Source organism: Mucilaginibacter limnophilus, from assembly GCF_004005815.1.
Taxonomy (GTDB): domain Bacteria; phylum Bacteroidota; class Bacteroidia; order Sphingobacteriales; family Sphingobacteriaceae; genus Mucilaginibacter; species Mucilaginibacter limnophilus.
In genome coordinates this window covers 581,013-593,957 of the sequence record NZ_SACK01000002.1, presented here as the reverse complement: position 1 = coordinate 593,957, position 12,945 = coordinate 581,013, and the positions used below count along the sequence as shown (strand labels likewise).

The following is a 12,945-nucleotide window of genomic DNA, read 5'->3' as shown; positions in this document are numbered from 1 at the left end:
CTAAATTATTCCAAGCTTGTTCAGGTAAATATCAATTTCGCTGTCGCCCATGCCGTATATTTTTTCATCCTTCCAGAAAGCTTTATAAATGCCATGCTTAGTGATCATACCGCTGTTGTAAATATCCTGAAGCTTTTGTTCGATATAATTTAAGCCATTTGTATTAACCTGCAGGCGTTTTAAGTGCGCCTCAAGCGCCGGTTTAAGCAGGTGCAATCCGCCCCAAAAATTCGTTTTGGTTATAAATTCATTTAGCGCTACAGGGTCACCGCTTACATAGGCGTTCCAGCCTTCGGCGGCAAGTGAGAAATCGTATTCGGTAAGCTGCAGCCTGATATTATCATACAGGTACTCGAGTTCTTTGCCGCTTAACTCGCCCATTCCCCTGAAATCATCGCGCCCGGGTACGGTGTCAGGACAAATCAGGTAAAAAGCGGGTTCGCTCATGTCGGCCTTCTGCCTCAGCAAGTTCATCACGCCAAGCAGATTTACCTGGCAATGCAGGTCAAACTCGAACCACAAGTTATATTCAGCATAAGGCTCATTAAGCATACCCAGTTTATCAACCAGGTTATGGCGGTAATCATCTGCCGGCACGGCAAAAGTGTTCGTTATCCACTGTTCACGTGCTTCCCAAAATGCAGCCGAAGAAACATCCCGTGTAAGCGGCCCTTCAGACAGCACTTCACGCCAGATAAGTGCATCGCCTTCAAGTCCGGTTTGTTTAAAGCTGTTAAAGGTAGAGTCGCCGTTTAGTATATGAAGAATGTTTGACATAGTTTTCAGTTTGAGCTTAGCAATTTACGTTTACTAAATTCCGAAAATCCTTTAATTCTTCAAATTCAACTTCATACACAAAAAAGCCACGCGGACATCCGCATGGCTTAGCAAAAAAAAGTTTATTAACTGACCTTTATTTATCTCTTTTTGTAGTGATCAACAATACACCATTTTTACCTTTAGTGCCATATATTGATGTAGCGCTATTATCTTTTAATACACTTATCGATTGTATAGTGTTTACATTCATTTTTGAAAGGTAATCATAGCTTGATTCCTTACCATCAATAATAACAAGCGCTTTATTGGCTGAGCTGTTTGGAGTGAATTTTATGACGAAATTACCGCTGTTTTTTAAAGTATCGTTAGACCCTAAACCAACAACCGTGAACTTATCTGTTGACTCCTTTTTGAGTCCATAACCGGTAACAGTCACGTCATTGTTTCCTTTCAATTCTGTAGCTGCTTTCACATCAGCTTCTTCACGTGTAGCGTAACTTACTACAGTAACCGCGTCGAGCATGGCGGGTTTATTGTATCCGGTTTTTTGAGGCTCGTCAGTAGCCAAATCAAACTGTATCGGCACGGTATATTGCACCCTTACCACTTTGCCGTTTTGTTTTCCGGGTGTCCATTTGGGCGAATTCTTTAATACACGCATCGCTTCTTCATCACAACCGCCGCCTATGCCACGCATCACTTTTATATCTGAAAGCGAACCGTCTTTTTCCACAATAAAGTTCAGGAAAACCCGGCCGGCTATCTTTTTATTACGCGCCTCAGCAGGATAACGGATATTTCTTCCAAGATATTGACCAAAACCATTTATCCCACCCGGAAATACGGGCTGTTCTTCAACCTGTGTAAACACCGGGCTATTATTTGCAGGCACTGTGTCAATTATCGGGGCAGTGCTTTTAACTGAAGTTGTAAGCTCTACAGTTATGTTTTTGTCTTTATTTGCAACCGGGACGTTATTTGAACCAGGCGCTGGTGAAGACAACCTCACCTCTGTAATTGGCGTTTCAAGCACATCGGCGGTTTTTATTTTTATCGACTGTACAGCATGTACATCATTTACCGTTGCCGATGATAAAATCAGCATGGCGGCAAACAACGGTGCCGATAAACCATATTTTAACAGCTTAACCCTTGCCGACCTGTTTTTTTGCAGCATAATGATGCGCTGTTTTAACAAGCTGTTATTGAAAAAAGGATTAACCAACTTGTGCGCCGGAGCGTTTAACGTATGGCTTAACAACAGCATAGCATAATCGGCCTTGTCGGCGCCGCCATTAACAACCTGGCTATCGGCAATAAATTCATGTATATGCCTGATGGCTTTGCGATACAAATACACAACCGGGTTAAACCAGCATATTATGCTTACTACTTCAATCAGCAATACGTCAACCGAATGCCACTGGCGCGCGTGCACCAGTTCATGAGCGGCAATAACATCGTTTTGATCAAGCTCGCGGCTTATTTTTATTTTTTTGAAGAAAGAATACGCGACCCCTTTTTCATCCTCGGCAGTTAAATTACTCAGCCTGATAAATTGATAAATAAGTTTTCCGGCTAAAATTAAAATGCCTGTGAGGTATAAATAAGCCAGTATTTCTCCAACGCTCACGCTTTCTTCAACCGGGGTAAACCGGTAAAGTATAACGGGGCCATTGTAAATCACAGTTTTTACCTGCCGGGTAATAAACAGGTTCTGCACCCAATCGGCCTGTATTACCGGAATAATAAATGACAGCATTGCCGATGCCACCAAATAGACGCGATTAAGCTGAAAAAAAGTTTCTTTACGAAGTAAAAGCGCATAAAACCCATAAAACAGCACGAGGTACAGGTTTGCCAGTATTAAATATTGCCACCAAGCCATAACTATTTCTTTTTAAATTTTTCAATCAGTTTCATTATCTCATCAGCTTCCTTAATGTCTATTTTTTCTTTCTTCACAAAAAAAGAAAGCATACTGTTAACCGAATTATCAAAGTACCCGCTCAGCAATTTGTCCGAAGCGAAATCCTGGTACTGCTCCTTGCTAATCACCGGGTGGTACTCATGGCTTTTGCCATAAGCGGTGTGCCCCACAAAACCTTTTGTTTCCAGTATCCTGATGATGGTTGATACAGTATTGTAGGCCGGTTTCGGCTCGGGTAGTTGGTCAATCACATCTTTAACATAGGCTTTTTCAAGTTGCCAAAGCACCTGCATTATCTGTTCTTCGGCGCGGGTAAGTTCTTTTATTTCCATAGTATCGTTATTTAGCGTCCTGGTATATAGCCGGACTGCATTGTGCAAACTTTTTATTGGCGGTAATAGCTAATTTATAATTTTTTGCAAACTCATTCACCTGTTTTATAAGGGTGTCCTGTTTTGCGGCATCCATACTTGTAGGTTGTAAATTAAGCAGGTAATGGTCGATATTACCATCAGGCTCAAAATAAATGCGGTGAAATATTCGCGTCGGCTTTTCCCACTTAAAATTATTTTTTTGCAGGAAGATACTCAAATCAGAAAGCATGGTGGTATATGCTTTATAAAACACCTGAACTTCAGCCCCTTTAAACACTGCTTTTGCCGTATCGGCGTCAAGGGCATTAGCGTATAATTTATCCAGTTTTTGCATGGCAATTCCCTGCTTTTCAGCTTGCTGAAAAGTAAGCGCCTTTTGCTGCGCATGGCACATTGCAGGTATTAATAGCAGGAAGATAAATGCAGTATAACGCATCTGTTTATAATATAAAACTAAGTTATTAGTTATCTTTCATAATTACAACTAATTTTTTAGTTTATTTTTCTGCAGAAACTTTTATCCGATTTTCCCGTTCTTCAAATCACATAATTATACACCTCAATGCATATAGTTTTTCACGGCGCGGCGCGCAACGTAACAGGTAGCAAACATTTAATTCAGCTAAACGACGGAACAAGTATCCTGCTTGATTGCGGGATGTTTCAGGGACTTGGAGAGCATACTGACGATATGAACGAGCACTTTGGCTTTAACCCCAAAAAGCTCGACTACATGATACTTTCGCACGCGCACATTGACCATTGCGGATTGATACCCCGCCTGGTTGCTGAAGGTTTTGAAGGACAAATATTTTGCACCGCTCCTACTATGAACCTTGCTCGCATACTGTTGATGGATTCGGCCAAGATACAAATGCAGGACGCTGAATACAGCAACCGCCAGCGTCAGAAAAAGAACATGGAACTTATTGAACCCTTGTATAATGAAGACCATGTGATGGAAGCCATGCGGCTTTTTAAGATCGTTGACTATCACGAAGAATTTGAGATAACACCTCGTGTAAAACTACTGTTTACCGATGCAGGCCACGTGGTAGGCAGCGCGGCGGTACATTTAACCATATTTGAGGATGCTAAAGAAACACGTATCACCTTTAGTGGTGACGTTGGCCGTTACGGCGACCTGTTGCTGAAGAGTCCGCAGAAATTCCCTCAGGCTGATTACATCTTGCTTGAATCAACCTACGGCAACTCGCTTCACAAAGATTTAGGGCCGATTGAAGATGCCTTACTGGATATCATCAAACATACCTGCCTGGTTAAAAAAGGCAAAGTAATTATCCCGGCTTTCAGCGTAGGCCGCACACAGGAATTGCTGTACGCACTTAACTCGCTCGAGCTAAAGGGCGTGTTACCTGATGTACCTTACTTTGTTGATAGTCCGCTTTCTGAGCAAGCCACGCAGGTGTTAAAAGATCACCCGGAAGTGTATAATAAAGATGTAAAAGAAGTGATGAAAATTGATGCCGATCCGTTCGCTTTTAAGGGTTTGCGCTTTGTACAATCGACAGAAGAATCTATCGCGCTGAACACCGATCCGAGGGCATGTGTGATCATCTCATCATCGGGCATGGCCGAGGCGGGTAGGGTTAAACACCATATCCGCAACAACATCAACAACAGCAAAAACACCATCCTGATAGTGGGCTACTGCGAGCCTAACTCATTAGGCGGCCACCTGATGCGCGGCGACAAACACGTATTTATCTTTGGTGAAGAATACCAGGTAAATGCTGATGTGGAAGTAATAAAATCAATGAGCGCCCATGGCGACTATGAGGATCTGATGCATTTCCTTTCGTGCCAGGACCCTGAGCAGGTAAAAACACTATTTCTTGTTCATGGCGAATATGACATACAGCAACTTTTTGCCGAACGGTTGAAAGAGAAAGGTTTTAAGAATATTGAGATACCTGCTCAGCATAGCAGGGTAGATCTATAGGCAAGTTATAGAAATCAAAAATTTATGTTTTCCTTTTGATGATAGATGGCGTTTACCTCTATACTATCATCTTTAACTAAATAAAATATGTAGAATTTGTCCCAAATCAGTACATATGAATTCTCACTTATAAATTTACCTCTATAGGGAGACTTTTCCAACAAGTGAAACTGTTTGAAAAGCGCTCTAACTATTTTGTTTGAATATGTATTTGAATGATTTCTAACATTGTTAAATTCGATTATCCTATCCAAATGTAAATATGCACTTTTGGCTACTATTAATCTTTTAGCCATTTCTCATATCGTTTCTCCAATTCTTCTAAAGTTAGAAAATCACCATTTTTAATATCTTCCATCCCCTGCCTGATGCCTTGTAACACATGTTCAGGAATTTGAAACACATCCTCCTTTTGAGACACCAGCATGTTAATCTTCTCCAACAGTTCAACATCGGTTGAGCTGTCTACCTTTTCATGAATACGTTGTTTTAACTCTGTAATTGTCATAATATAAAGTTAGGGATAAAGGGGGTTTATTTCCAAGACATGACTTTGTATTTTTGCCAAAGTTTGTCAGCATATTGCCTGAATGCTACAGGTGCTGTTTTAAATGCCTGGTCAAATGTATAAGTTCCTCCCATTTTGTATTCCGCAACTTCCACACGGCTTAAGCCACGCATCGCATACTTTTTACTGGATTCGTACATAATAATTTTTAAGGGTGTGGGGCTAACATCTCCCTGACAACCTACTTTATACATAAGCCATACCTCAGCTTCCCTGTTATTATCAATATCCGTTATAGCAAAGGCGTCTTTTATAAAAGATGCGCTGATATCAACAGGGCATTCTTTTACAAAATCAACAACGCGCCATGTCAGCACCCAGTTTCCATTTTTTAAACTGTAATGAAGTGCAGATAATGAGGCGTCTCTGAAATCACTTTCTCCGCCTTTACTTATTTTTTCGCCCGTTTCTGCTGCAATGAATATATGATCACCGTCTTTATCAGTCCATCCAAAAGCTTTGATCATCTTGCCCTCATAGGTAATGTTTTTAGGTATATCTATTATTGTGATAGCATTTGTTTTTATTTGCCCGAAACTGGCTTTCGCAATCAGTGCAAGTAACAATAAGCAATAAAATTTCATAATAAACAATTGTCAACCAGGATTATCAGACTTCAATATTAAATAATTTTTTATCTTTGCAGCATACTATACAAACAAATGTAATTCTCTATCAAACAGGTTCAACAATTAAAGCGTATCCTCAAAGCACGCGTTGAACAGTACCTATTTTAAATAACCGATTTTTTATAATTTATTGCAGATGCCCCAGGGGCATTATACCTGTGTTATGAAATTTTGGCATAAACGCATTATACAACAGCCTTTTTACTAAATTGGCATTTGCATTGTAATTCATTTTACTGAATGAGACAAAAATTTTATGATACTGCTGAAAAGCAGGAAAAAGTGATATTAGTTGGCGTTATTACCGCTAACGAAACTGAAGAACAGGAAAAAGAATATCTTGAAGAACTTGAGTTTCTGGTTGAAACTGCTGGCGGCAATACTGTTAAGCATTTCACACAAAAGCTACAACGCCCCGAGCGTGCTACCTATGTAGGCACCGGAAAACTGGAAGAGATAAAGGAATATGTAAAAGCAGAAGAGATTGATATTGTTGTGTTTGACGATGAGCTTTCCCCATCGCAGCTACGCAATGTTGAGAATGAGCTTGGTGTAAAGATACTCGACCGTAACAACCTGATACTCGACATATTTGCCGGCCGTGCGCAAACGGCACAGGCTAAAACCCAGGTTGAACTTGCACAACTGCAATACCTATTACCCCGCCTTACCCGTATGTGGACCCACCTGGAACGTCAGAAGGGTGGTATTGGTATGCGTGGCCCGGGTGAGTCGCAAATAGAGACTGACAGGCGTTTGATCCTGAACAAAATATCATTACTGAAAGACAGGCTGAAACAAATTGACCGCCAAAACGAAACACAGCGCAAAAACCGTCATCAGCTGGTGCGTGCTGCGCTGGTGGGTTATACCAATGTTGGCAAGTCGACTATTTTGAATATGCTGTCGAAATCAGAGGTGTTAGCCGAAAACAAATTGTTCGCTACGCTGGATACGACTGTACGCAAAGTGGTAATTGATAACGCGCCGTTCTTACTTTCAGACACTGTTGGTTTCATCCGCAAGCTGCCTCACCATTTGGTGGAGTGCTTTAAATCGACACTCGATGAAGTGCGTGAAGCAGATATTTTAGTGCATGTGGTGGATGTTTCACACCCTAACTTTGAAGACCAAATTCGCACGGTTAACGAAACGCTGAAAGACCTGGGCGCCATTGATAAGGAAGTGATCACTGTTTTTAATAAGATTGACGCGTACAAACCAGTACAGATCTTTGAGGGTGAAGATGCACAACCGTTAACCCTTGAAGATTTCAAGCAAAGCTGGATGGCCAAGAACAACAGTCCGGCGGTGTTTATTTCGGCGTACAAAAAGGAAAACATCGACGAGTTCAGGCAGTTATTGTACGACAAAGTAAAAGCGATCCATACTGCTCGCTACCCGTACGACCACCTGCTTTACTAAACTTATTTTTTTCGATAAATTTGGAAAGCCTGTAGCATTACAGGCTTTTTTGCGTCTATACCGATATGAACTATAAATTATTACTTACGCTGGCTGTTATTACTTTTTCATCTGCTGTAGGTTTCGGACAAGCTCGCAGCAGTATTGGCTTAGGATTAACCATAAACAAGCCTCTTTCATCCGACTACCATTTTGGCCACGGGCTCGATCTGCAAGGCAGCATCCGCGTTAGCGATCAAATAGCCATACTACCCGAACTGGGTTACAGAAAAATCTATTCGAACGGGAGGAAGATTTACCGTGACGGCTATTTGTACACCCGCCTGCAGGACCTTGGTACCGTTTATTTGGGCGTTGGCGGTAAGTATTATTTCACTAACCGTTGGTTCGCCGGCTTAGGCGCCAACTTACACATCAGCGGCGGTAACGAGGATATTGTTTAAGGCGGTATTGGCGGCGGCGCAAATGTAGGGTATGATATGCCGTTAGATGCACATAGTAACCTTGAGCTTTCTTTTCGTGGTGATTTGATGCAGCTTCAGGATGTTGACGACAAGCTAAAACCTGTATTGGGATTAAGAATAGCGTATAAGTTTAATTTTAGGAAAAAGAGTTAAATTTACTTCATGACATTAGAAGAGTTCAAGACTGCTATAACCAAAGGCAATAAATTCAATGATTGTTTCAATTACTTGTTGTGTCTATTCTTCATAGGTTTGGGTTGCTTTTTTTTGTATAAAGTAATTTTAGAAAATGGTGATATCATTCCGGCTAATATTTGGAACTCAGTAATGATGTTTGGAATGATCTCTTTTTTTATATCGCTTGGAATATATGGTATATGGAGGATAAACAAAGATTATAATACATATGAAATTTTCTCGAATAAATCTGAGGTAGAAAAAGAAAAAATCATTAGTGACTATTTGGTTAATTTGACGATTTACAGAAAATCTATTGAAAATAATTTTTATCATATAACTTATCAAAATAAGTACTTAAACTCCGTTGAAGTTTATATTTATTTCGATAAAAATCATTTTTATATTAATGCAAGAGGAGCAGAAAGTGGTGCTAAGGGAATAATTGATTTCGGGCTAACATACCGAGCAAGCAATCGAATTATACGGCATATAAAAGCCAATGCTTAATATTAGTATTAACTCAAAAACAACCCTTCACTTATCTCCGGAATAATCTCCATTTCCCGTGCTATTTCAAACAATAACTTCACCGCTTTTTTTCCTTCTTCACCCAAATCAACAGAGTACCTATTCACATACAATTCAATGTGCTTGTACATTACTTCCTCGCTCATTTCCTGCGCGTGTGATCGAATAAATTCCAGTCCGGATTTGGGATTAGCAAAAGCATATTCAACCGACTTTTTAAGCACCCGGTTTATTTTATGCTGAACATCTGCAGGCAGGTTGCGGTTAGCCACAATCCCCCCCAGCGGAATTGGACATCCGGTTTTCTTTTCCCAAAAATCGCCCAGGTCGATAATTTTTTTCAAACCCTTATCCTGGTAAGTAAAGCGGTTCTCGTGGATGATAAGACCAATGTCGATCTTTTCATCAAGCAGGGCGTCTTCAATTTCGTTAAAAACCATTTCCTGCCTGTTGGTAGCTCTGGGGAAAGCAAGCCTAAGCAAAAAGTTCGCGGTAGTGTACTTACCCGGAATACCTATTATCAAATTTGACGTTTGATCGTTTTCAAGATCAGCAGTAGAAAATTCTTGTTTTGAGATTAACAAAGGCCCCACACCAAAACCTAATGCGCTGCCCGCGTCAAGCAATACGTATTTGTCGGCCACGTAAGCAAAGGCATGGTAGCTTAGTTTGGTAATATCCAGTTCGCCGCGGAAAGCTTTCTGATTAAGCGTTTCTACGTCATCATAAAACACCTCGAACTCCAGTCCTTCGGTATCAATTTTATGGTGTATAAGCGCGTCGAAAATAAATGTATCGTTGGGGCAGGGCGAAAAGCCAAGGGTTAGTTTCATGATTTATCCTTTTAAATTTCTTCCAAGTCCTAACTCGTAGAAAACTGAGTGATGAATGTAAAACAGTGTAACCAATATTAATAAAGAGAATACCTTGATAAACGAAGGTGTATTATAACTTTTAAATAAGGAGATAATTATTATAAACAAAGAGGGTATTAACCCTAATATCATTACACCTTCGAGATATGCTTGATGTTGCCTGAAGTGAGGCGAAGTATCAAAAAGTTTTATTCCGATATCATACATCGCAAATAACACATAAAGAGTAATTGTACGAGGTATTAACGGAAATTTAAAAGTGTTAAAAAACAGCAGAAAAGTAATTGAAATTAAAATTGCAGGAGTAAATAAATTAAAACCGCTTGTGCCGCTTAATATACAAATGTGAGCGATAATAAGTGCAACTGATATTACTAAGCATAAATATTTATTTAATTGAATATACATTATAACGTCTTCAAAAACTCCACTGCAAATGTATTCAGATTTTTAACGGCAAGTCCAATCTTCCAGGCATCGCGATTGCGCTTTTCCACGTAATTTGACACAGCCCTGATTTGCATGCAGGGTACGTTCATCTGCCGGCAGGCATAAAAAAACGCCGCGCCTTCCATGCTTTCCAACTGCGCGCTTATGCGCTTAGCGGTTTTTTGTATCGATGCATCGTTGCCATGCACGGTATTAACCGTAATAGCCGTAGCTTTTTTTATATCGATAGTGTCAGGCAATTTATAGCTTGATTGAAACACGCTCTCACCAAATCCAAGTTTATCTATCGTTATAAAATCTTCGTGGTCTTCGGCGCCAAGTTCTGAAAGAGTATCCTGGGTAATTTCCAATACTTCGCCTAATTCAATATGACGGTCGAAACTGCCGCATATACCTAAATTTATTGCCAGATCATACTGGTTTGCTGCCAGGTGCCTACCTAAAGCGAATGCGGTTGCCACCATGCCCGCCCCTGTGATCAAGGTTTTTATATCCAGTTTTTCAAACACTTCTTTTTTATCGCGGGTGGTGTGTGAGCACTGGTCGCAATCGTACATGGCGAAGCGCATATCGGCTGTAAGCGGCTCAATTTCAGGTGCGGTGGCGGCTACTATCAGTACACGCATATGGCAATAATTTGACAGCTAAGATAAAACAACTACGCTGTTTTTGTTTTGTATATTTGCACCCACAATAAATATGATGATTTACATTACGCGCCGTGAACACTTTAATGCCGCGCACCGCATGTACCGCGATGAGTGGAGCGAAGAGAAGAATTTTGAAATGTTTGGCAAGTGCGCTAACCCGAACTGGCACGGGCATAACTATAACCTGTTTGTAACCATCAAAGGTAACATCAGCTACGAAACAGGTTACCTGATGGACTTAAAGGACCTGAAAGCCATAATACTTGAGTATGTGGTGGATAAGCTCGACCATAAAAATCTAAATAAGGATGTTGACTTTATGCAGGGAAAAATGGCATCGACCGAGTTACTTTGCATAGAGATTTTCAAGCAGCTTAAAGCGCCTATTGAGGCTTTTGAAGGCGTTTTTCTGCACTCGGTACGCCTGCATGAAACCGAAAACAATTACGCCGAGTACTTTGGCGAATAAACCATAACATGATCACTGGACAGCATATACCCGACCGCGATGATGATATTGACGGCTACGAAAAAATAGACCGTTATAATCCTGACCTGATACACAGCTTATCAGACCATTACCGCGACGTATTGAAACTTATTGGCGAGCATCCCGACAGGGAAGGGCTTGTAAAAACGCCCGAACGCATGGCAAAAGCCATGTTATACCTTACTCATGGCTACGATTTGAACGCCGAAGAAATATTAACCTCGGCAATGTTTAAGGAAGAATACAGCCAGATGGTAGTAGTAAAAGACATTGAAGTATATTCAATGTGTGAGCACCATATGCTGCCTTTTTTCGGCAAGGCGCATATTGCCTACATCCCTAACGGATATGTAGTTGGGCTAAGCAAAATACCGCGTATTGTTGATGTATTTTCGCGACGGCTGCAGGTACAGGAACGTTTGACCAACGAGATTCGCGACTGTATACAAAAAACGCTTAATCCTGTAGGCGTGGGTGTAGTAATTGAGTGCCGCCATCTGTGCATGAGCATGCGTGGCGTGCAAAAGCAAAACTCGGTAACCACCACATCGGCGTTTACAGGTGAGTTTTTGAAAGAAAAAACCCGTACCGAATTTTTGAACTTAATATCTTCGAGGTTAAGTTAGGATTTGAGGTTGGTGATTAGAGATTAGTTGCCATCCATAACAAACCACTAAGCCATAATCTTGTTAACTGAAATTATTGATACTAACCACTGATCTCTGATCACAAATCTCTAAAAATTGAAAGCATATATTTTCCCCGGACAAGGCGCGCAATATTCAGGCATGGGCAAAGATCTTTACGAACAGTCTGAACAGGCACGCGCGTTATTTGAACAGGCTAATGATATTCTGGGTTTCAGCATTACCGACATTATGTTTAACGGTACTGATGAAGACCTTAAACAAACCCGCGTAACACAACCTGCCATATTTTTACATTCGGTTATCCTGGCTAAGACCTTAGGTGAAGATTTCCAGCCTGATATGGTTGCCGGCCACTCGCTTGGCGAGTTTTCGGCACTGGTTTCGGCAGGCGCTTTAAGTTTTGAAGATGGTTTGCGTTTGGTTGCAGCACGAGCCAACGCCATGCAAAAAGCCTGCGAAATACAGCCATCAACCATGGCGGCTATTTTAGGTCTGGACGATTTTACGGTTGAAGATATTTGCCAGCAGCTTACTGATGTAGTGGTACCTGCAAACTATAACTGCCCGGGCCAATTGGTAATATCAGGCACTATTGCCGGTGTTGATGCCGCGTGCGAAAAGCTTACCGCAGCAGGCGCCAAACGAGCTGTAAAACTTAATGTAGGTGGAGCGTTCCACTCGCCGCTTATGGAATCGGCACGTGTTGAGCTGGAAGCAGCTATTGTTAAAACCGACATTAAAGCACCGGTTTGCCCGATCTATCAAAACATCGACGCGAAGCCATATACCGATCCTGAGCAGATAAAACATAACCTGATTGCCCAACTGACAGGGCCTGTGCGCTGGACGCAAACTGTTAAGCATATGCTTGAAGACGGAGCTTCTTCGTTTACCGAGGTTGGTCCGGGTAATGTGCTGCAGGGTTTGGTTAAAAAAGTCGACCGTGCAGTAACTACACAAAGCGCTGAACTGAAAGCTTAAATCCGGGC

The 12,945-nt window shown here is 41.2% G+C and carries 16 protein-coding genes; 7 read left to right on the top strand and 9 right to left on the bottom strand.

Annotation, left to right across the window (positions count from 1 at the left end):
* The 4 genes from EOD41_RS07150 to EOD41_RS07135 form a co-directional block, all read right to left on the bottom strand.
* Positions 1-777, bottom strand: coding sequence for a DUF1835 domain-containing protein (locus EOD41_RS07150; RefSeq protein ID WP_127704097.1), 777 nt, complete (start codon positions 775-777; stop codon positions 1-3).
* A 136-nt stretch (positions 778-913) separates the two neighbouring features.
* Positions 914-2,668 carry a M56 family metallopeptidase gene (locus EOD41_RS07145; protein ID WP_127704096.1) on the bottom strand — a complete coding sequence of 585 codons (1,755 nt, stop codon included), beginning with the start codon at positions 2,666-2,668 and terminating at the stop codon, positions 914-916.
* Between the two features lie 2 nt (positions 2,669-2,670).
* On the bottom strand, positions 2,671-3,042 hold the full coding sequence (locus tag EOD41_RS07140) for a BlaI/MecI/CopY family transcriptional regulator (RefSeq protein WP_127704095.1): 372 nt from the start codon (positions 3,040-3,042) through the stop codon (positions 2,671-2,673).
* Between the two features lie 7 nt (positions 3,043-3,049).
* Positions 3,050-3,520 carry a hypothetical protein gene (locus tag EOD41_RS07135; RefSeq protein WP_127704094.1) on the bottom strand — a complete coding sequence of 157 codons (471 nt, stop codon included), beginning with the start codon at positions 3,518-3,520 and terminating at the stop codon, positions 3,050-3,052.
* A 126-nt stretch (positions 3,521-3,646) separates the two neighbouring features.
* Between EOD41_RS07135 and EOD41_RS07130 the strand changes: the two genes are divergently transcribed.
* Positions 3,647-5,047 carry an MBL fold metallo-hydrolase RNA specificity domain-containing protein gene (locus tag EOD41_RS07130; RefSeq protein WP_127704093.1) on the top strand — a complete coding sequence of 467 codons (1,401 nt, stop codon included), beginning with the start codon at positions 3,647-3,649 and terminating at the stop codon, positions 5,045-5,047.
* A 14-nt stretch (positions 5,048-5,061) separates the two neighbouring features.
* On the opposite strand, the gene EOD41_RS21230 is transcribed toward EOD41_RS07130, so the two are convergent.
* The 3 genes from EOD41_RS21230 to EOD41_RS07115 are packed head-to-tail and all read right to left on the bottom strand — an operon-like array spanning position 5,062 to position 6,199.
* Positions 5,062-5,343: a type II toxin-antitoxin system RelE/ParE family toxin gene (locus tag EOD41_RS21230; RefSeq protein ID WP_127704092.1), complete on the bottom strand. Its 282-nt coding sequence runs from the start codon at positions 5,341-5,343 to the stop codon at positions 5,062-5,064.
* The gene (locus EOD41_RS07120; protein WP_127704091.1) at positions 5,328-5,555 is read right to left on the bottom strand and encodes a hypothetical protein; all 228 of its coding nucleotides are present in this window, start codon (positions 5,553-5,555) and stop codon (positions 5,328-5,330) included. Before EOD41_RS07120 ends, EOD41_RS21230 begins: the two co-directional genes overlap by 16 nt.
* A 26-nt stretch (positions 5,556-5,581) precedes the next feature.
* The gene (locus EOD41_RS07115) at positions 5,582-6,199 is read right to left on the bottom strand and encodes a M949_RS01915 family surface polysaccharide biosynthesis protein (protein ID WP_127704090.1); all 618 of its coding nucleotides are present in this window, start codon (positions 6,197-6,199) and stop codon (positions 5,582-5,584) included.
* A 285-nt stretch (positions 6,200-6,484) separates the two neighbouring features.
* On the opposite strand from EOD41_RS07115, the gene hflX reads away from it, so the two are divergent.
* The 3 genes from hflX to EOD41_RS07100 all read left to right on the top strand — a co-directional run bounded on the left by hflX (position 6,485) and on the right by EOD41_RS07100 (position 8,820).
* Positions 6,485-7,669 (top strand): GTPase HflX, encoded by a 1,185-nt coding sequence (hflX, locus tag EOD41_RS07110; protein ID WP_127704089.1) that lies wholly within the window; start codon positions 6,485-6,487, stop codon positions 7,667-7,669.
* A 65-nt stretch (positions 7,670-7,734) separates the two neighbouring features.
* Positions 7,735-8,112, top strand: coding sequence for a hypothetical protein (locus EOD41_RS07105; protein ID WP_127704088.1), 378 nt, complete (start codon positions 7,735-7,737; stop codon positions 8,110-8,112).
* Positions 8,113-8,295: 183 nt separating this feature from the next.
* Positions 8,296-8,820, top strand: a complete 525-nt coding sequence (locus EOD41_RS07100) for a hypothetical protein (protein WP_127704087.1) — start codon at positions 8,296-8,298, stop codon at positions 8,818-8,820.
* 8 nt (positions 8,821-8,828) lie between these two features.
* Here the strand turns inward: EOD41_RS07100 and EOD41_RS07095 are convergent, their stop codons facing one another.
* Together EOD41_RS07095 and mqnB are read right to left on the bottom strand one after the other, a co-directional pair.
* A complete protein-coding gene (locus EOD41_RS07095) occupies positions 8,829-9,674 on the bottom strand; it encodes a menaquinone biosynthesis family protein (protein ID WP_127704086.1) in 846 nt (281 codons plus the stop codon).
* 449 nt (positions 9,675-10,123) lie between these two features.
* On the bottom strand, positions 10,124-10,792 hold the full coding sequence (mqnB, locus tag EOD41_RS07090; protein ID WP_127704085.1) for a futalosine hydrolase: 669 nt from the start codon (positions 10,790-10,792) through the stop codon (positions 10,124-10,126).
* 76 nt (positions 10,793-10,868) lie between these two features.
* Here mqnB and EOD41_RS07085 point away from each other — a divergent pair, with 76 nt between their 5' ends.
* The 3 genes from EOD41_RS07085 (at position 10,869) to fabD (ending at position 12,937) form a co-directional block, all read left to right on the top strand.
* Positions 10,869-11,285 (top strand): 6-pyruvoyl trahydropterin synthase family protein, encoded by a 417-nt coding sequence (locus EOD41_RS07085; RefSeq protein ID WP_127704480.1) that lies wholly within the window; start codon positions 10,869-10,871, stop codon positions 11,283-11,285.
* A gap of 8 nt (positions 11,286-11,293) precedes the next feature.
* Entirely contained in the window at positions 11,294-11,932 is a 639-nt protein-coding gene (gene folE / locus EOD41_RS07080; RefSeq protein WP_127704084.1) for a GTP cyclohydrolase I FolE, read from the top strand.
* A gap of 117 nt (positions 11,933-12,049) precedes the next feature.
* Positions 12,050-12,937, top strand: a complete 888-nt coding sequence (gene fabD, locus EOD41_RS07075; RefSeq protein ID WP_127704083.1) for an ACP S-malonyltransferase — start codon at positions 12,050-12,052, stop codon at positions 12,935-12,937.
* The last annotated feature ends 8 nt before the right edge of the window (positions 12,938-12,945 follow it).

Coding starts and splice junctions, on each gene's coding strand:
- EOD41_RS07150 (WP_127704097.1), bottom strand. CDS start 777: ATGTCAAACATTCTTCATATACTAAACGGCGACTCTACCTTTAACAGC.
- EOD41_RS07145 (WP_127704096.1), bottom strand. CDS start 2,668: ATGGCTTGGTGGCAATATTTAATACTGGCAAACCTGTACCTCGTGCTG.
- EOD41_RS07140 (WP_127704095.1), bottom strand. CDS start 3,042: ATGGAAATAAAAGAACTTACCCGCGCCGAAGAACAGATAATGCAGGTG.
- EOD41_RS07135 (WP_127704094.1), bottom strand. CDS start 3,520: ATGCGTTATACTGCATTTATCTTCCTGCTATTAATACCTGCAATGTGC.
- EOD41_RS07130 (WP_127704093.1), top strand. CDS start 3,647: ATGCATATAGTTTTTCACGGCGCGGCGCGCAACGTAACAGGTAGCAAA.
- EOD41_RS21230 (WP_127704092.1), bottom strand. CDS start 5,343: ATGGCTAAAAGATTAATAGTAGCCAAAAGTGCATATTTACATTTGGAT.
- EOD41_RS07120 (WP_127704091.1), bottom strand. CDS start 5,555: ATGACAATTACAGAGTTAAAACAACGTATTCATGAAAAGGTAGACAGC.
- EOD41_RS07115 (WP_127704090.1), bottom strand. CDS start 6,199: ATGAAATTTTATTGCTTATTGTTACTTGCACTGATTGCGAAAGCCAGT.
- hflX (WP_127704089.1), top strand. CDS start 6,485: ATGAGACAAAAATTTTATGATACTGCTGAAAAGCAGGAAAAAGTGATA.
- EOD41_RS07105 (WP_127704088.1), top strand. CDS start 7,735: ATGAACTATAAATTATTACTTACGCTGGCTGTTATTACTTTTTCATCT.
- EOD41_RS07100 (WP_127704087.1), top strand. CDS start 8,296: ATGACATTAGAAGAGTTCAAGACTGCTATAACCAAAGGCAATAAATTC.
- EOD41_RS07095 (WP_127704086.1), bottom strand. CDS start 9,674: ATGAAACTAACCCTTGGCTTTTCGCCCTGCCCCAACGATACATTTATT.
- mqnB (WP_127704085.1), bottom strand. CDS start 10,792: ATGCGTGTACTGATAGTAGCCGCCACCGCACCTGAAATTGAGCCGCTT.
- EOD41_RS07085 (WP_127704480.1), top strand. CDS start 10,869: ATGATTTACATTACGCGCCGTGAACACTTTAATGCCGCGCACCGCATG.
- folE (WP_127704084.1), top strand. CDS start 11,294: ATGATCACTGGACAGCATATACCCGACCGCGATGATGATATTGACGGC.